Below are 18180 nucleotides of genomic sequence, written 5' to 3'. Positions count from 1 at the left end.
TCAGCGGGCTACGATGGGCAGGTGTCCAAGCTTTCCCCGCGCGTCCAAGAGACTGCGCCAGGTGTCTACTTCGTCGAAGGACCGGCTTCGAACTGGATCGTGGTCCGTGACCACAGCGGTTTCATGCTGATCGACAGCGGCTATCCTGCCGACCGCGAACTGGTGCTTGGCTCCATCCGCGAACTGGGCTTGGAACCGCCAGAGGCAAAGGCAGTGCTCATTACGCACGGACATGTCGACCACACAGGCTCGGCTGCCTACTTCTCCGAGGCCTTCGGTACTCCCGTCCTGTGTTCCCCGGAGGAACTGGCGCATGTCCAGGGCCGGGAAAAACATCAGGTCACGTTCGGCCAGGTGCTGGTACGCGCGTGGCGTCCCAGGGTGTTCCGCTGGATGCTCCACGTCATCAAGGCGAAGGCCCTCCAGGCGCAGCCCGCCACCCGGGCCGAGGCCTGGGACGCCCACAGGCTCCGGAACCTGCCTGGCGCTCCCGAGGCGGTCCTCCTCCCGGGCCACACGCCAGGCAACGCTGCGATCCTGCTCCCCGCGTCAGGGGCCATCGCCGTAGGTGACTCGTTTGTCACCGGCCATCCGATCAGCCGAACCGCCGGGCCCCAGATGCTGCACCGGATGTACCACTCAGACACTGCTGCTGCTTTGGCCGCGACAACTCGTCTCGACAGTGTTCGCGCCTCGGTGATCCTGCCGGGCCACGGCCCCGCTCTGCACATGCCGCTGGCGGAGGCCCTGGCGGAACTGCGCAGCCAATGAGGCTGCGCAGCCAGCCGCACCGCTGACTACATGTGCACGTGCAGGCGGCGCGCGGCTTCGGAGATGGAGCCGGTCAGCGACGGGTAGACCGTAAAGGTGCTGGCGAGGTCGTCGACGTGCAGCTTCTGGGTGACCGCAACGGAAATCGGGAAGATCAGCTCGGAGGCGTTGGGGCCGACGACGACGCCGCCGATCACCGTGCCGGATCCCTTGCGGGCGATGATCTTGACGAAGCCGTCCTTGGTGTTGCGCATCTTGGCGCGGGCGTTGCTGAGCAGGGAGAGCATGACGACGTCGCCTTGGTACTTGCCGGACTCCAGGTCCGCCTCGGAGACGCCCACGGAGGCGATTTCCGGGGAGGTGAAGATGTTGGACGCCACCTGGTGCAGCTTGATGGGGGTGACGCTGTCGCCCAGGAAGTGTGCGATGGCGATGCGGCCCTGCATCGCGGCCACGGAAGCCAGGGCGAAAACGCCCGTGCAGTCGCCGGCGGCGTAGATGTTCGGGGCCGTGGTGCGGGAGACGCCGTCCACCTTGATGTGCCCGGATTCGGAGAGCGCCACGCCGACTTCCTCCAGGCCGATCCCGGCCGTGTTCGGGATGGAGCCGACGCAGACCAGGCAGTGGCTGCCGGTCACCATCGTGCCGTCGCCGAGGGTGACCTCCACGCCGGTTTCGGTGCGCACGACGGCGTTCGCCCGGGAGCGCGAGAGAACGCGCACCCCGCGGCGCTTGAAAACGTCCTCCAGCACCGCTGCGGCGTCCGTGTCCTCGCCGGGCAGCACCTGGTCGCGGCTGGAGATCAGGGTGACCTTGGAGCCGAGGCCGTTGTAGGCGGAGGCGAATTCGGCGCCCGTGACGCCGGAGCCCACCACGATCAGTTCCTCGGGCAGTTCCTCGAGGTTGTACAGCTGGGCCCAGTTCAGGATGCGTTCGCCGTCGGGCTTGGCGGTGGGCAGTTCGCGCGGGTGCGCGCCCACGGCCAGCAGGATGGCGTCGGCGGTGACGGTCTTCGTGCCGTCGATGGTGAGGACCTCGATGGTGTGGTTGTCCACCAGCTTGCCGGAGCCGATGATAATTTCGACCCCCAGATGGTCCAGGGCCTCGTGGATGTCTTCTGACTGTTCGCGGGCCAGGCCCAGGAGGCGGTCGTTGATGTGGCCGAGGTCCGCCCGCATGTGCGGGGCGACATCGCCGCCGTCGACGGCGAACTTGACGCCCAGCTCCCCCGCCTCGCCGACGCGGGTCATGAGGTCCGCCGTCGCGATCAGGGTCTTGGAAGGTACGACGTCGGTGAGGACGGCGGAGCCGCCGAGGCCGGCGCGCTCGATGATGGTGACCTGCGCCCCGAGGGACGCTGCGACCATGGCGGCTTCGTAGCCACCAGGACCTCCACCAAGAATTGCGATACGGGGTGAACTGAAGTCAGGATGCATGGTCACAAAGAACAATTGTTACGTATTGCCGGGGGTGCTGCCACTAAGCCCCGCCTGAGTGGCCTGCGCCTCACCGTTCAGCACGGCCTCGCTGTTCAATACCGCGGCGCGCCCTGTAGCTTGTACCCGTGAGTAACAGTGAGCTGCTTAACACCGATCCCTTCGAAGCCGCCCGGGATGCCGCGGACTACATCGCAGCGGAGACCGGCGTCGAAAACCACGACGTAGCGCTGGTGCTTGGCTCCGGCTGGGGCGCCGCCGCCGATCTCATCGGCGAAACCACCGCAACCCTCACCGCGGCCGAGGTGCCCGGTTTCTCCGCACCCGCCGTCGAAGGCCATGTGGGCACGATCCGCTCGGTGCTGACCAAGGAGGGCAAGCGGGCACTCGTGCTGGGCGCGCGCACCCACTACTACGAGGGCAAGGGAGTGCGTGCCGTGGTCCACGGGGTGCGCACCGCGGCCGCGGCCGGCTGCAAGACCCTCGTGGTGACCAACGGCTGCGGCGGCCTGAACGAGGCCTGGTCCCCCGGCACCCCCGTGCTGATCAGCGACCATATCAACCTCACTGCAACCTCTCCGCTGGAAGGCGCCACGTTCGTCGACCTGACGGACCTCTACTCCTCCCGCATCCGGGGCCTGGCGCGCGAAGTGGATCCCACCCTGGACGAGGGCGTGTACGCCCAGTTCACCGGGCCGCACTACGAGACGCCCGCCGAGGTGCAGTACGCCAAGCGGATCGGCGCGGACCTCGTGGGCATGTCCACCGCCCTTGAAGCCATAGCGGCCCGCCATGCCGGCATGGAGGTTTTCGGCATCTCGCTGGTTACCAACCTGGCCGCCGGCATCAGCCCGGTGCCGCTGAGCCACCAGGAAGTCATCGAAGCCGGAGAAGCCGCGGGCGCGCGGATCTCGAAGCTCCTCGCCGAGATCATCGCGAAGCTCTGACCTTAGTCCGGGCTGGTCCGCACCAGGACGGTCACCGGGTTTCCGGTGACGCCATCCGCCGTGGCGGTGATCTCGGCATCACCTTCCCTGACCCCGGTAACGAGCCCCGAACCATCGACGGAAGCAATCAGCGGCCTGTCCGAGGACCATTCGACGTCCGAACCCGTGGTGCCGTCGCTGTAGAACACGACCGCGCGAAGCTGCACGCTTCCGCCGGGCTCTGGTTGCAGCGGCCCCGCCGGCGAGACCTTGATGCTCTTCACGGAGGGCACCACCGTGAGCTCGGCCTGGCCCCGCAGCAGTTGCCCGTCGGCACCCGGCACCGTAGCGACGACAGCGAGGCTTCCGGTACGGCGGGCAGTCACCAATCCTGTTGGGTCGACGTCGGCGATTTTCGATCCCGGCGGCGACGTTTCCCAGGTGGCGTTTCCGACGGCGGCACTGGTCCCGTCCGAGTAGGTGGCCACAGCTTCGAGCTGGGCTGTTTGGCCTTCCTTGAGCGTGAGTTGTGCAGGGTTGACGGACACGGCAGTGATGGTGGGTTTCGGCGCGTCCGGCACGGTGATCGTGGAACTGCCCTGCAGCCCCTCCTGCGATGCCGAAACCCTCGCCGTTCCGGGTGCGACGGCAGTAACCAGCCCCCTGCCATCAACCCTCGCGATGGCCGGGTTGCTGGAGGACCACAGCGCCGAATCGTTGAGGTTTCCGCGCGAACCGTCGCTGAAGGTGCCTTCGGCGAGCAACTGCAGGATTCCGCCCGGGTCCACCGTCGCCGTTTCAGGGGAGACGTGGAGTGCGGTCAGTCCTGCGCCATCCGTGCCCAGGACGGCGAGGGTCAGCTTTCCGGAGACTCCTGCCAGGGTCGCTGTGAGTTCCGCGCTGCCGGCGGCGACGGCCGTTACGACGCCGGCCCCGTCCACCGTCGCGATCCCTGGGTTGCTGGACGACCACTCCACCCCGTCGCCGAGCGGCCGGCTCGAACCGTCGCTGTAGCGGCCCGTGGCGGTGAGGGCGATGGTGGCCTCCGGTCGCAGCGCCTGCGAGGCGGAGGTGACGGCGATCGATTCCAAGGCCGGCGGCGGCGGGATCACCGCGATGCGCCACGCGACGAAGGCAGCCGTCAGGGCGAGGGCAACGGCCACCGCGATGACGCTGCCCCACGCGATTTTCCGCCTGACCTTGGCCATGCCGGCGCCGACGGCCGTTGCCACGTCCGCGGGATGCTCGGCGGCCCGGACGACGGCCTCGCCCAGGAGCCGCTGCCGCAGTTCGCTGTTCATGGCTGCCGCTTCGTCATTGCGGGCCTTCTTCGAGCTGCCGGGGTGCGGCCGGAGGACTCTCTGCGGGCGAGGGGCCGCGGGTCAGCGCGGCGGCGTGGGACATTGCGCCGGTGACTTCCGGCGTCGTCCGGTCCGTCATCCCGGCGATTTCCGCAAAGGTGAAGTTCGCGAACTCGTGCAGTACCACGACGATGCGTTCGTCGAAGGTCAGGCTGGCAAGTGGACCGGCGCCAGGAAGCGGCGGCGCCGCACCGCCGCCGCTGGGCCGCATCCACATCTCATGTTTGCGGAGCAGGCGGACCAGGACGCAGAGCGTGTAGACGCGCAGCTGCGGCGTGACGGGTCCCCTCCATGCCGAGGCCGCCTGGGACCAGGCTGCTTCAAGCAACTCCCGGGCGGTTTCCGGGTTGTCGCACAGCAGGTGGGCGCAGTACTCCATGTCCCCCTTCTGGCGTTCGAAGACACTGCGCAGTTCGGCCTCACGGTCCTTGAGTGCGGGCGAAAGTTTGAAGCCCGGCGACAGCCCGAACTCGATCTCCTTGACGGCGGGCAGCAGGACGGCGGCCACCAGCGTGAGCAGTCCGGCGCCGATGGGAATCGCCGAGACCAGTTCGGGAAGGAGCCAGCCCGCCGCAACGACGGCGGCGGCCAGGACGGAAAGCACCAGGCGCAGCGGGTTCAGGGAAGGCAAGAAACGCCGCTTCGGCAATTCACACATGCTGCACCAGCTCACGATGTGTATGCGGTGCCGGCCCGGATCAGCGGCAGATCCGCTACCACATTCTACGTCCATCGATTGGACTTCAGAAGGGCGGACGGGAGGCGCAGGAAGGCCACCGACCCCGCAGAATCCAGGGGTTCCGTCAAGTCAAACGGACCCACAATTAACGGTGCATGAACTCTCCGAAATAAAGCAGATCTATGCGAAACATTTGCATCGGCGGCCCGGTTGTGGCACGCGCGCGATGTAGAAATGTAAGCGCTTGCGCATATTTGTCAGACATCCCGGACAGGACGTTCCCGAACCCCCGAAACCGGGTTTGATCCACCCGCCGGGAACGTGCAAGCGTTGGAAATGTTCCGGCGGCTACCCCCGCCGGAACCCAACGTTGGCTGTCCCCGGACGGCCAACGCCACTCGATACGATGGCGTCCTTCGAAGGCGGCATCACCGTCATCGAGGAGCCGGAGTTGAGACCCGGGCGGTTAGCCCGTCCCCCGAAGTCCACACTCCGCGAGAAGAGCGAAAGCAATGAACATCCCCTCCACCCCTGCACGGCGCCTCTGCGCCGCCGCATCCCTGGTGGCAGCCGCCGGCGTCGCCGCCTCGGTGCTGGTTGCAGCCCCGGCACAGGCAGGCACCCCTGCGGATCCCCCTGCCAACGGCATGCCCGCCCCCACCCCCGGCTTCCCGCTGCCTACCTCCCACAGCCAGGCGGCATACGCCCCCGAGTCTGCCTTCACAGCCAAATGGACCCGTGCCGACGCCAAGCAGATCATGGCCCAGGCGGGCACTGCCGCTCCCTTCGGGGGCAACTCCCTGCACCCCGATGTGACCATGCCGGAGATCCCCCGGGACTTTCCTGTCATGAAGGACCCCAACGGAGGGCAGGTGTGGGTCTGGGACACCTGGCCGCTGACGGACGAGTCCGGGAACCAGGTCTCCTACAAGGGCTGGGACGTGGTGTTCTCCCTCGTCGCCGACCCCAAAGCCGGCTATTCCTTCGACGAGCGGCATTTCAACGCCCGGATCGGCTACTGGTTCCGGCCGGCCGGCCATCCGGAGAGCGACTGGGTGTACGGCGGACACCTCTTCCGCGACGGCACCACGCTGGGCAAGGCGGAGTGGTCCGGATCCACCCGCATCCTTGAGGGCGGGAAGCTGGCCACCTTCTACACCGCCGTGACCGACTACCCCGGAACCGGCGCCCCCATGAAGTCCGTGATCGCCAAGAGCGAAGGCAGGCTCAAGGCCGACGCGAAGGGCGTCAGCATCGAAGGCTTCACCAAGCACACCCAGCTCCTGGAGCCGGACGGCAAGATGTACCAGACCGGCGGGCAGAACCGCTACTACGCCTTCCGCGACCCCTACACCTTCGAAGACCCCGCGTACCCGGGCAAAACCTTCATGGTCTTTGAAGGCAACACCGGCGGCAAGGCCGGCGAACTCCAGTGCAGCGCGGCCGACCTCGGCGGTTCCGGCGAAGACCCCAAGGCCGTCAGCGATTCCGGCGCCCGCTTCCAGGCCGCCAACGTGGGCCTGGCCGTGGCCGACAGCAAGAAGTTGGACTCCTGGAAGCTGCTGCCGCCGATCCTGTCCGCCAACTGCGTCAACGACCAGACCGAGCGCCCCCAGATCTTCATCCAGAACGAGGACGGCAGGAACAAGTACTACCTGTTCACCATCAGCCACCAGTTCACCTACGCGGCGGGCCTCCGCGGCCCCGACGGCGTGTACGGCTTCGTCGGAGACGGCATCCGCTCCGACTTCCAGCCGCTCAACAACAGCGGCCTCGCCCTGGCCAACCCGACGAATCTGTCCGTCCCGTCCTGGGACCCCGCGGCAAATCCCCGCCAGTTCCAGTCCTACTCCCACTACGTGATGCCCGGCGGCCTGGTGGAGTCCTTCATCGACAACGTCGACGGCCGCCGCGGCGGCACCTTGGCCCCCACCGTCAAGCTCAACTTCAAGGGCGGCGTCAGCCAGGTTGACCGCAGCTTCGGCCGGAACGGCCTCGGCCCCTACGGCTTCATCCCCAGCAACATCCAGGCAGGCGGCAACGGCCACTACTAGGCCGGCAGCTTCCCAAGCAGGCACTCCAAACCCAGCCATTTCCAAACCGCCGCGGCGGGCTGCCTGAACGCCCGCCGCCCCAAAGACCTGCGCCGGACCACCATGTCCGGCGCGGCCGGCGAGGCCTCCGCACGGAGGCCCCGTCGGTAACCGGTCCCCCGCCGTCGCTCCCAACAGGCGTGTATACCCGGCAGGGACCGGACCAGGGCCCCGGCCCGTCTTCCACGAAATACAACTCCGCGAGAAGAGCAAAAGCATGAGCACTCACTCAACCCCCGCACGGCCGCGCCGCCGCCTGCGTACTGCCGTGGCCGTCACGGCAGCCGCGAGCGTCGCCGCCTCGGTCCTGTTGGCCTCCGCGGCCGCACAGGCAAACATCCCGTCCGATCCGCCGTCGAGCACCATGCCGGCACCCACCGCCGGCTTCCCGCTGCCCTCCGTCCACACGCAGAAGGCCTACGACCCGGCCGCGGACTTCACGGCCAAGTGGACCCGTGCGGACGCCAAGCAGATCATGGCCCAGAGCAACCCCAACGTGGCCGCGGGCGAAAACTCCATGAGCCCCGACGTCACCATGCCGGAAATCCCCCAGGACTTCCCGGCCATGAACGACGACGTGTGGGTCTGGGACACCTGGTCGCTGACCGATGAGAACGCCAACCAGATCAGCTACAAGGGTTGGGACGTCATCTTCTCCTTGGTGGCTGACCGCCACGCCGGCTACGGCTTCGACCAGCGCCACTGGAACGCCCGGATCGGCTACTTCTTCCGCAAGACCAACGCGGACCCGGCCAAGGACAAGTGGAACTACGGCGGACACCTGTTCCTGCCCAACAGCTCCATCGGCAACACCGAATGGTCCGGTTCCACCCGCCTCATGCAGGGTGACCACGTGAACGTGTTCTACACGGCCACCACGTTCTACGACATTGCCGAGCGCAATGCAGGTGGCGGCGGAATCGCCCCGGACGCCGTGATTGCCAAGGCCCTGGGCAACATCCACGCCGACAAGAACGGCGTCACCTTCGACGGCTTCAAGCACACCAAGCTGCTGGAACCGGACGGAAAGCTGTACCAGACCAAGGCCCAGAACCCGGGCTTCGCCTTCCGCGACCCGTACACCTTCGTTGACCCGGCCCAGCCGGGCAAGACCTTCATGGTCTTCGAAGGCAACACCGGCGCCAAGCGCGGCGACTACCGCTGCAAGCAGGAAGACCTGGGCTACCGCCCGGGCGACCCGCACGCCGAGGACCTCAACACCCTGAACAACACCACGGGTGCCTGGTACCAGACCGCCAACGTCGGCCTGGCCGTGGCGGAAAACAAGGACCTGACCAAGTGGAAGTTCCTGCCGCCGATCCTGTCCGCCAACTGCGTCAACGACCAGACCGAGCGTCCGCAGATCTACATCCAGAACGAAGACGGCAAGAACAAGTACTACCTGTTCACCATCAGCCACCAGTTCACCTACTCCGACGGCATGCGCGGCCCTGACGGCGTGTACGGCTTCGTCGGCGACGGCATCCGCTCCGATTTCCAGCCCGTGAACAACAGCGGCCTCGCCCTCGGTTCCCCGACCGACCTGAACCTGCCGGCAAACGCTCCGGAGAGCCCCTCCGCAAAGCAGAATGGCCGCCAGTTCCAGGCCTACTCGCACTACGTGCAGCCGGGCGGTCTGGTGCAGTCCTTCATTGACAACGTCAATGGCGTGCGCGGCGGCTCCCTCGCCCCGACCGTGAAGATCAACTTCAAGGGCGGCGTGACCCAGGTGGACCGCAGCTTCGGCCAGAACGGCCTCGGCCCGTTCGGCTACCTCCCCACCAACGTCCGCGTTGGCGGTGAAGGCCTCTACAAGTAGGCCGCAACAAACCAGCGGGGCGGGCGCAGCGAACCGTCTGCCCCGCACCGGCGGGGACCTCCGGCACCATCGGGGGTCCCCTTTCCGCTTCCAGCTCCAGGATTTGATTCCATGTTTTTCCAGAACCCCGCCAAGACTTTCCGCCCGGCACTCTGCGCGGCAGCCGCCGTCGTCGTCGCCTTGACTGCAGGGTGCACCGCACCGGACGTTTCAACGCCGCAACCCCCGACGCCGGACACGCCGTCGGCCGCTTCTGCCGCGGCGCCCTCCGCGGGTGATCCCTGGCGGCCCGGCGTCCACCTGAGCGCGGAACGGAACTGGATCAACGACCCCAACGGCCTGGTGTACGAAAACGGCACGTACCACGCCTTCTACCAGCACAATCCGCATGGCAACTCCTGGGGCAACATGTCCTGGGGCCACTCCACCAGCACCGACCTCGTCCACTGGACCCAGCAGCCGGTGGCCATGGAGGCGAGCGAGGCCGAAGAGATCTTCTCCGGCTCGATCGTGCTCGACAAGGACAACGCCTCCGGGCTCGGCAGTGCCGGGGACCCGCCCATGGTGGCCCTGTACACCAGCGCCTACGGCAAGGGCGGCGCGCGCCCGGCCGGCATCCAGGCCCAGTCCCTGGCCTACAGCCTGGACCACGGCAAGAGCTGGCAGAAGTACAAGGGCAACCCCGTGCTGGACCTTGCCCCGAGTTCCAAGAACTTCCGCGACCCCAAGCTCACCTGGTACGAGCCCGGCAAATACTGGGTGATGACCACGGTGGTGGCCGACGCCCAGGTGGTAAAGCTGTTCAAGTCCACCGACCTGCTGCACTGGGAGTTCCTGAGCGACTTCTCCGGGGTCGGCGCCCAGGGCGGGCTGTGGGAAGTGCCCGAGCTGCTCCAGATGGATGTAGCCGGCGGCGGCAATGACAACGGAAGCGGCCTGAAGAAGTGGGTCATGCTGCTCAGCATCAACCCCGGCGGCATCGCCGGGGGCTCCGGCATGCAGTACTTCGTGGGTGAGTTCGACGGCCGGAAGTTCACCGCCGAAAACGCAGCCGCGCCCGGCGCCCCGTTGAGCGATTCCCAGTGGCTGGATTATGGCGCGGACTTCTACGCTGCGAACTCGATCAACGGCGCCCCCGGCGGCAAGCCCGTGCTCCTTGGCTGGATGGGCAACTGGGACTACGCCCAGCACGTGCCCACCACGCCCTGGCGCGGAGCCATGGCCGTCCCGCGGGAACTGGAACTGGTGCGCGACGGCGGCCGTTACGCCTTGCGTTCGGGCATCGCCGGCGCGGCCGCCGAAGCGCTCGGCAGGGCGGCCGGCGGTGAGGTCCGGCGCAAAGACCTCACCGTCGCAGGTTCTGCCGAACCGGGCTTTGAACCGCTCGGGGGCGACTTCAGCGCCCGCACCCAGCTTCTCGACGTCGAACTCGAACCGGGCGAGGCCTCCGAAGCGGGACTGGTGCTGCGCGGCTCCGCGGACGGAAAGCGGGGACTGCGCATCTCCTACGAGCGTGGAACCGGCACCCTGAAGGTGGATCGTTCCGAGGCCGGCACCAGCAATTTCTCTCCGTTGTTCAGCCCCTACCACCAGGCCCGGGTCCCGCTGAAGGACGGCAAAGTCCGCCTGCGGATCCTGCTCGATTCCTCCTCCGTAGAGGTCTTCACCCCGGAGGGGACCGTCGCCATCACGGACGCTTTCTACCCGGCGTGGGACGACACGGAAACCCTGGCGTTCAGCCGCGGAGGCCGCGCAAAGGTGACGATCGCTTCCACCCGCGTTGCCAGTTAAGAAGGCATTGCGGATAGTTTTGTTCCTATGACATCGAGCGATGCCGCCCCTGAGCAGTCAGTTTTCGACCAGTTGATCTCCGCGGCCCGTGTGTGGGCCCGGCAGGATCCGGATCCGGTGACCGCCGCAGCTTTGGACGAGCTCGCCGACCGGGCCGCCGAAGGAATCCCGGCAGCCCGCCAACAGCTTGAAGACAGCTTCAACGGAACCCTGCAGTTCGGCACGGCAGGTCTCCGGGCGGCCCTCGGACCCGGCCCGAACCGGATGAACCGCGTGGTGGTGCGGCGCGCAGCGGCAGGGCTGGCCGCGTTCGTCAACGACGCCGTTGCCGCGGCTGCCCCCGGCACCCGGCCACGCGCCGTCGTCGGCTACGACGCCCGCCACAACTCCGATGTGTTCGCCGCCGAAACCGCGGCGATCTTCACGGCTGCGGGGATCGAAACGTTCCTGATGCCCTCGGCCCTGCCCACTCCCCTACTGGCTTATGCCGTCCGCGCGCTCGATTGCGACGGCGGCGTGATGGTCACCGCGAGCCACAACCCGCCGCAGGACAACGGCTACAAGGTCTACCTGGGCGGCCGGGCCGTGGAGGAAAGCGGTCGGGGGGCCCAAATCGTGGCACCCTACGATGCCCGGATCGCAGCGTTTATCGAAGCGGTGGGCGGCCTCGAGACGATTGCCCTGGCAGAAGACGGCTGGACCGTGCTGCCGGAGTCGATCTCGGAGGACTACCGGGCCGCCGTCGTCGCCCTGGCCGATCCCGCACGCTTCCCGGCACGGGAACTGAAGATCGTGCTGACCCCGATGCACGGCGTGGGCGGCGAGACCGCTGTCTCAGTGCTCAAGGACGCGGGCTTCCACGATGTGAGCCTCGTCGAAGAACAGGCCCTGCCGGACCCGGACTTCCCCACGGTGAGCTTCCCGAACCCCGAGGAACCCGGGGCGCTGGACCTGGCATTGGCGGCCGCGGACCGGCTCGACGCGGACATCGTGCTGGCCAACGATCCCGACGCCGACCGTGCCGCCGTCGCTGCCCGGGACCCCGAGAGCGGGGCGTGGCGGATGCTGCGCGGCGACGAAGTGGGGGCGCTGCTCGGCGCGCATGTGGTGGCGCGATCCGCCGGAAACAACGACGCCGGTCACGAGCCCGCCGCGTCGCAGGCAGTCTTCGCCAACTCGATTGTGTCTTCGCGGCTGCTGTCCCGGATCGCAGCGGCCGCGGGCGCCGCGCACGAGGAAACCCTTACCGGCTTCAAATGGATCTCCCGCGTTCCCGGCCTGGTGTACGGCTACGAGGAAGCCCTGGGCTACTGCGTGGCGCCGGAGCTGGTGCGGGACAAGGACGGAATTTCGGCGTCCCTGCTGATCGCCGAGCTGGCCGCGGCTGCGAAGGCGGCGGGACAGACGGTCTTCGACACCCTGGACGAGCTCTACCTGATGCATGGCCTGCACGCTAGCGACCAGCTCAGCATCCGGGTGGCGGACCTCGGCCTCCTGGACGCGATGATGAACCGCCTGCGTTCAGATCCGCCCGAGGCCTTCGGAGGCTCCGCCGTCGAGCAGTTCACGGATCTTTCCGAGGGCAGCGAACAACTTCCGCCCACGGACGGGCTGCTGTACCTGACCCGGGACCAGAGCCGGGTGATCATCCGCCCCAGCGGCACCGAGCCGAAGCTCAAGTGCTATCTGGAGGTGATCGTTCCGGTGGAGTCGGCCGCGGAACTGCCCGAGGCCCGCGCCGCGGCACGGACTGCCCTGGACCGGATCCTGGCGGACGTGCGGGAAGCGCTGGGGCTGTAAGGCCTACAACTCCACTTCGATGTAGCCGTCCACGATCCGTGCGCCGTAAGTAGCTAGGCGCAGACCGGGATTGCTGAAGCACTCGCCCGTGCGCAGGTCGTAGACCTCTTTGTGCAGCGGCGAGGCGATGGTGGGGCTGCTACCGCGGGAGCCGATGATGCCGCGGGCCATGACGTTGGCCAGGGTGGCGGGATCCTGCTGGGCTACGGCGTAGACCTCATCGGAGGGCAGCCGGAACAGCGCCAGCTGCAAACCGTCGATGAAGGCCGCTTCGCCCCAGGCCGGCTCGAGTTCATTCAGCGGGCAGACGCGGTGCCAGCCTGCCGCAGGGGCCGTACGTGTTTCGCGTTCCAGTACTGCCGTCATGTCTCTTCCTCTCGCCTTGCCGGGATTGCTGCTGGATAAGAAAACGGTAGGCCGGGCACGTTTCACCGGAAGGCCCGCCGTGTGTCCGGCACGTAAAAGAGTGCTCACGGCGCCCGAAATGCAAGCGTGACCCAGAAGTTAAACCCACGAAACAATCGGGAAACTGAGGCGAAACTGGCCGTCCGTACGCTGATATGACCAGCCGCGGAGCACCCTATTCCGCAAATCCTGCGAAAGGCCAGCAATGACCGGATCCACCAACGCCCCTGAGACCCGGCGCATCGTCGTCGCCGGCGGCGGCCCCGCCGCCCACCGCTTCACGGATGCCATGCATACCCGCGGTCTCGAGGGCTGGCATCTGACGGTCCTTGCGGAGGAGGTCCACCTCCCCTACGATCGCGTGGCACTGAGCAAGGCCTTGAGCGATATGGAATACGACCTCACCATGGGCGATACCGCCATGTGGGAGCACGAGTCGATCACCCTGCGCACCGGCGAACGCGTTATTGGCATCGACACCACCGCGCAGACCGTGCAGACCTCCACCGGCGCCAGCTACCCCTACGACCACCTGGTGGTCGCCACTGGCTCCGACGCCGCGAAGCTCCCCTTCCCCGGCGGCGAGCTCGCCCATGTCTACCGCACCCTGGACGACGTCTGGAACATCAACAAGACGGTGGCCGAGCTCGGCGAGAAGCTGGGCCGCAAGGTCCGCACCGTGACCATCGGCGGCGGCCTGCTCGGACTGGAAGCCGCGGCCGGCACCATGGAACTCGGTGCCGAGGCCGCCATCGTCAACGGCTCGCGCTGGCTCATGAACGCCCAGCTGGACGAGGGCGCCGGCCAGGCGCTCGGCCGCCTCGTCTCGGCGAAGGGCCTGGAAGTGCACACCGGCAGCTACCCGGCCGAGGTTCTTTCCGACGACGACGGCCAGGTCACCGGCGTGCTGTTGAAGAACGGCACGGTCATCCCGGCGGACATGGTGATCGCATCGATCGGCATCCGCGCCCGCGACGAGCTGTTCCGCGATGCGGACGGCACGGCCGACGGCGTGGCTCCCCTTTTCGAACTCGGCCCCAAGGGCGGTGTGGTCATCAACGACCACTGCCGCACGGCTGTCGAGAACGTCTGGGCCATCGGCGAGGTGGCCAACTTCGGCGGCATGACCATGGGCCTGGTTGCCCCCGCCAACACCATGGCGGAGATCGTCGCCGACCGCCTCCACGGCGGGGCGGCCACCTTCCCGGGGTTCGACACCGCCACCAAACTCAAGCTCTCCGGCGTGGACGTGGCCAGCTTCGGTGACGCGTTCGCCAAGACCGAACACGCCCTGGAAATCGTCTACGCCGACCCCGCCCGCGGCGTCTACCAGAAAATCGTCACCACCGACGACGCCAAGACCCTCCTCGGCGGCATCTTCGTCGGCGACGCCACCCCCTACATGAGCCTGCGCCCGCTCCTGGGCCGCGAACTCCCGGCCGAACCCGGCGCCTTCCTCTCCGCCGCCGGCGGCGGCGACGCCCCCGACACCGAACTGCCCGACGACGCCATCCTGTGCTCCTGCAACAACGTCGCCGCCGGCTCCATCCGGGACGCCATCAACGGCTGCGGCGCCTGCGACGGCCAAGCCCCCGTGCAGGAGCTCGGCGAACTCAAGTCCTGCACCAGGGCCGGCACCCAATGCGGCTCCTGCGTGCCCATGCTCAAGAAACTCCTCGAAACCGAACTGACCAAGTCCGGCGTCGAAGTCTCCAAGGCCCTGTGCGAACACATCAGCCTCTCCCGCCAGGAACTCTTCGAAACCATCCGCATCCTGGAACTGACCTCCTTCGAAGACATCATGGCCAAATACGGCACCGGCGCAGGCTGCGACATCTGCAAACCCACCATCGCCAACATCCTGGCCAGCCAGAACAGCGCCTACGTGCTCGACGCCGGCCGCGGCACCCTGCAGGACACCAACGACCGTGCCCTCGCGAACATGCAGAAGGACGGCACCTACTCCGTGGTCCCCCGCATCGCCGGCGGCGAGATCACCCCGCAGAAGCTCGGTGTCATCGCGGCCGTCGCAGAGAAGTACGGGCTGTACACGAAGATCACCGGCGGGCAGCGGATCGACATGTTCGGTGCCCGGCTCGAACAGCTCCCGGAGATCTGGAAGGAACTGGTGGACGCCGGCTTCGAATCCGGCCAGGCCTACGGCAAGAGCCTGCGCACCGTGAAGTCCTGCGTCGGATCCACCTGGTGCCGCTACGGCGTGCAGGACTCCGTGGCCATGGCCATCAACCTGGAACTGCGCTACCGCGGCCTGCGCAGCCCGCACAAACTCAAAATGGGCGTCTCCGGCTGCGCCCGCGAATGCGCCGAAGCCCGCGGCAAGGACGTGGGCGTGATCGCCACCGCCGACGGCTGGAACCTCTACGTCGGAGGCAACGGCGGCGCCACCCCCGCCCACGCCCAGCTCCTGGCCAAAGACCTGGACGACGACACCCTCATCAAATACATCGACCGCTACTTCATGTACTACATCCGCACCGCCGACCGCCTCCAACGCACCGCACGCTGGCAGGAAGAACTCGACGGCGGCATCAAGCACGTCGAAGACGTGGTGGTCCACGACACCCTCGGCATCGCCGAGGAACTCGAGGCCGCCATGGCCAAACACGTGGACACCTACGTCGACGAATGGGCAGACACGTTGAAGGACCCGGAGCGCCTGCGCCGTTTCCGTTCCTTTGTCAACGCCCCCGACCAGAAGGACGACTCCATCACGTTCGTACCGGACGAGCGCGGGCAGATCCGTCCGGCCACCAACGAAGAAAAGGGCCGCGTCCTCATCGGCGCCACCATCCCCGTCCGCGGCAAGGAGAACTGACCATGCAGCTCAGCATCGACCTGACCGGCCGCGACGTCCTCGTCACCGGCTCCGAAACCGCCGCCCGCCAGGCGGTCCGCCGCTACGAGGCCGCCGGCGCCCGGGTCTTCCGGCTCAGCGTTCCCGAAGGCGCACCCGGCGACGGCCCGCTACCCGAGCGTCCCTTCCTGATTGCCGCCGTCGACGACGGCCAGCCCGGCTGGGAGCCGCTGCTGCAGCGTTCGCGTGCGGCCGGCATTCTGGTGGCAGCGGAACCCGCGGCAGGCCCGGCAGGCCAGGTGACCCTCGTCGGCGGCGGCCCCGGCACCCTGGACCTGCTCACGGTCGGTGCCGTCACCGCCCTGCGCGACGCCGACGTCGTCTTCTACGACCGCCTGGCCCCGTACCAGGAGCTGGAGCGGCTGAGCAGCGGCAGGTTGGTGGACGTCGGCAAGCAGCCGGGCCACCACAAGGTGACCCAGTGCGACATCGAGAAGCTCATGGTGGAGGCGGCACTGGCCGGCGAGAACGTGGTGCGGCTCAAGGGCGGGGACCCGTTCGTGTTCGGCCGCGGCGGCGAGGAAGTGGCCGCCTGTGTGGCCGCCGGTGTTCCGGTGAACGTCATTTCCGGGGTCACCAGCGCTATTTCCGTGCCGGCGGCTGCAGGCATCCCGGTCACCCACCGCGAAGTGAGCCACATGTTCACGGTGGTGTCCGGCCACGCCCCACTGACCGAGGACGAGCACACCCACCTGGCCGGCCTGGGCGGCACCATCGTGGTGCTGATGGGCATCGGAACGCTTCCGCAGCTGGCAGCGGGCCTCCGCCGCGCCGGCATGCGGGCGGACATGCCGATGGCCGTCGTCGAACGGGGCTACCGTCCCGGCCAACGGACCACCATCGCTGAACTCGGTACGATCGAAACCGCGGCCGCAGGCTGCAGCAACCCGGCCGTCCTGGTCATCGGCGAGGTGGTCGGGGTGGCAATGGCCAGCCGTAATCATGCCGCTGCCTCCGCTGACCTGAACCGCCTCGCAGCTTCGCTTATTGAAGCCTGAAGGGACCCACATGAGCACCATGTCCACCATGACCGCCGATGGAGCCGCGATTAACACGCCCACGGAGGAAACCACGCCGCTTGCCGCCGTCGAATCCGCCGCGGACACTCCGCTGGACGGCTTCTTGATCGGTGTGACTTCGCACCGCCGCTCCCGCGACCTGATCGAAGCCCTCGAACGCCGCGGAGCCGAGGTACTGCACGCCCCCGCGCTGAAAATCGCCCCGGTGCAGGAAGACACCGCCCTGATCGAGGACACCCGTGCCATCATCGAGGCGCGCCCGGACATCTGCATCGCCACCACCGCCTACGGTATGCGCCGCTGGTGCGAGGCCGCGGATTCCTTCGGCATCGGCGAACAGCTGCTTGAGGTTCTCTCCGCCACCCGCATGTTCGTCCGCGGACCCAAGGCCCGCGGTGCCGTCCGCGCGGCCGGCTTGGCCGACGTCGGGATCAGCAGCGACGAGACCACCGCCACGCTGGTGGACATGCTCCTCCACGAGGGTGTGCGCGGCAAGACGGTGGCAGTCCAGCTGCACGGCTACACGGACGTCCGCCAGCTGGAACGGCTGCGCATGTCCGGTGCGAAGGTCCTGACCGTCACCCCGTACCGCTGGGTGAAACCCGATGGCAGCGACAAGCTTCCGCGGCTGATTGATGCTGCCTGCGGCGGCAAGCTGGACGTGCTCACCTTCACCAGCGCCCCCGCCGTGGACGCGCTGTGGAGCACCGCCCACGAGATGGGCATGTACCAGCAACTGATCGAAGCGCTCAAAACCCACGTGACCGTTGCCGCCGTCGGGCCCGTCACGGCCCAGCCGCTGGTCGACGCCGGACTGTCCCCGCTGATTCCGGACCGCTACCGCATGGGTGCCTTGATCCGCCTGGTCACCGAGCACCTGGCCCTGAACCATGTGCGGCGCCTGGCCACCAAGGCCGGACACGTGGAGCTGCGCGGCCGCTGCTTGAAGATCGACGGGGAAGTGGTGGACCTTGCCCCGGCTCCCCTGCTGCTCCTGCGGGCCCTGCTCGGGGCTGGCGGCGCGGTGCTCTCCCGGGAGTCGCTGTCGGAACTGCTCGAACTGCGCGGCTCAGTGCACGCGCTGGACATGACGGTCAGCCGCCTACGTTCCGCGCTGCCCGACGGCAGCCTCGTGGAAACCGTAGTGAAACGGGGCTATCGCCTGCGCGTCTGAGGCGTGGCGCAGCCCGGCTTCCGGGTTGGTG

The 18180-nt window shown here is 67.7% G+C and carries 13 protein-coding genes; 9 read left to right on the top strand and 4 right to left on the bottom strand.

The window, feature by feature from the left end:
• The first annotated feature begins 21 nt into the window (after positions 1–21).
• On the top strand, positions 22–771 hold the full coding sequence (locus tag ACN9M4_RS06055) for an MBL fold metallo-hydrolase (RefSeq protein WP_426302650.1): 750 nt from the start codon (positions 22–24) through the stop codon (positions 769–771).
• 26 nt (positions 772–797) lie between these two features.
• Here ACN9M4_RS06055 and ACN9M4_RS06050 read toward each other — a convergent pair whose 3' ends face one another.
• Positions 798–2213 (bottom strand): NAD(P)H-quinone dehydrogenase, encoded by a 1416-nt coding sequence (locus tag ACN9M4_RS06050; protein ID WP_426302649.1) that lies wholly within the window; start codon positions 2211–2213, stop codon positions 798–800.
• Between the two features lie 122 nt (positions 2214–2335).
• On the opposite strand from ACN9M4_RS06050, the gene ACN9M4_RS06045 reads away from it, so the two are divergent.
• On the top strand, positions 2336–3154 hold the full coding sequence (locus ACN9M4_RS06045) for a purine-nucleoside phosphorylase (RefSeq protein WP_426302648.1): 819 nt from the start codon (positions 2336–2338) through the stop codon (positions 3152–3154).
• A 2-nt stretch (positions 3155–3156) separates the two neighbouring features.
• On the opposite strand, the gene ACN9M4_RS06040 is transcribed toward ACN9M4_RS06045, so the two are convergent.
• Positions 3157–4434 (bottom strand): Ig-like domain-containing protein, encoded by a 1278-nt coding sequence (locus ACN9M4_RS06040; protein ID WP_426302647.1) that lies wholly within the window; start codon positions 4432–4434, stop codon positions 3157–3159.
• A 13-nt stretch (positions 4435–4447) separates the two neighbouring features.
• Positions 4448–5125 (bottom strand): hypothetical protein, encoded by a 678-nt coding sequence (locus ACN9M4_RS06035; RefSeq protein ID WP_426302646.1) that lies wholly within the window; start codon positions 5123–5125, stop codon positions 4448–4450.
• Positions 5126–5685: 560 nt separating this feature from the next.
• Here ACN9M4_RS06035 and ACN9M4_RS06030 point away from each other — a divergent pair.
• The 4 genes from ACN9M4_RS06030 (at position 5686) to ACN9M4_RS06015 (ending at position 12676) form a co-directional block, all read left to right on the top strand.
• On the top strand, positions 5686–7227 hold the full coding sequence (locus ACN9M4_RS06030) for a glycoside hydrolase family 68 protein (RefSeq protein WP_426302645.1): 1542 nt from the start codon (positions 5686–5688) through the stop codon (positions 7225–7227).
• A 256-nt stretch (positions 7228–7483) separates the two neighbouring features.
• Entirely contained in the window at positions 7484–9085 is a 1602-nt protein-coding gene (locus ACN9M4_RS06025; RefSeq protein ID WP_426302644.1) for a glycoside hydrolase family 68 protein, read from the top strand.
• Positions 9086–9196: 111 nt separating this feature from the next.
• Positions 9197–10876 carry a glycoside hydrolase family 32 protein gene (locus ACN9M4_RS06020; protein WP_426302643.1) on the top strand — a complete coding sequence of 560 codons (1680 nt, stop codon included), beginning with the start codon at positions 9197–9199 and terminating at the stop codon, positions 10874–10876.
• Positions 10877–10903: 27 nt separating this feature from the next.
• Positions 10904–12676 carry a phospho-sugar mutase gene (locus ACN9M4_RS06015; protein WP_426302642.1) on the top strand — a complete coding sequence of 591 codons (1773 nt, stop codon included), beginning with the start codon at positions 10904–10906 and terminating at the stop codon, positions 12674–12676.
• Positions 12677–12679: 3 nt separating this feature from the next.
• Here ACN9M4_RS06015 and nirD read toward each other — a convergent pair whose 3' ends face one another.
• Positions 12680–13042 (bottom strand): nitrite reductase small subunit NirD, encoded by a 363-nt coding sequence (nirD, locus tag ACN9M4_RS06010; RefSeq protein ID WP_426302641.1) that lies wholly within the window; start codon positions 13040–13042, stop codon positions 12680–12682.
• A 244-nt stretch (positions 13043–13286) separates the two neighbouring features.
• On the opposite strand from nirD, the gene nirB reads away from it, so the two are divergent.
• From nirB to ACN9M4_RS05995, 3 genes are read left to right on the top strand one after another with little or no spacing between them, the layout of a single operon-like run.
• Positions 13287–15917, top strand: coding sequence for a nitrite reductase large subunit NirB (gene nirB, locus ACN9M4_RS06005; RefSeq protein WP_426302640.1), 2631 nt, complete (start codon positions 13287–13289; stop codon positions 15915–15917).
• 2 nt (positions 15918–15919) lie between these two features.
• Complete coding sequence (gene cobA, locus ACN9M4_RS06000) at positions 15920–16954, top strand: uroporphyrinogen-III C-methyltransferase (RefSeq protein ID WP_426302639.1); 1035 nt, start codon at positions 15920–15922, stop codon at positions 16952–16954.
• Between the two features lie 28 nt (positions 16955–16982).
• A complete protein-coding gene (locus ACN9M4_RS05995) occupies positions 16983–18149 on the top strand; it encodes a uroporphyrinogen-III synthase (protein ID WP_426303408.1) in 1167 nt (388 codons plus the stop codon).
• The last annotated feature ends 31 nt before the right edge of the window (positions 18150–18180 follow it).

Origin of the sequence: Arthrobacter sp. R-11, assembly GCF_049913155.1 — a bacterium.
Lineage (GTDB): Bacteria > Actinomycetota > Actinomycetes > Actinomycetales > Micrococcaceae > Arthrobacter.
The sequence above is the reverse complement of the archived record's forward strand: the minus strand, read 5'-3'. Positions and strand labels throughout refer to the sequence as shown.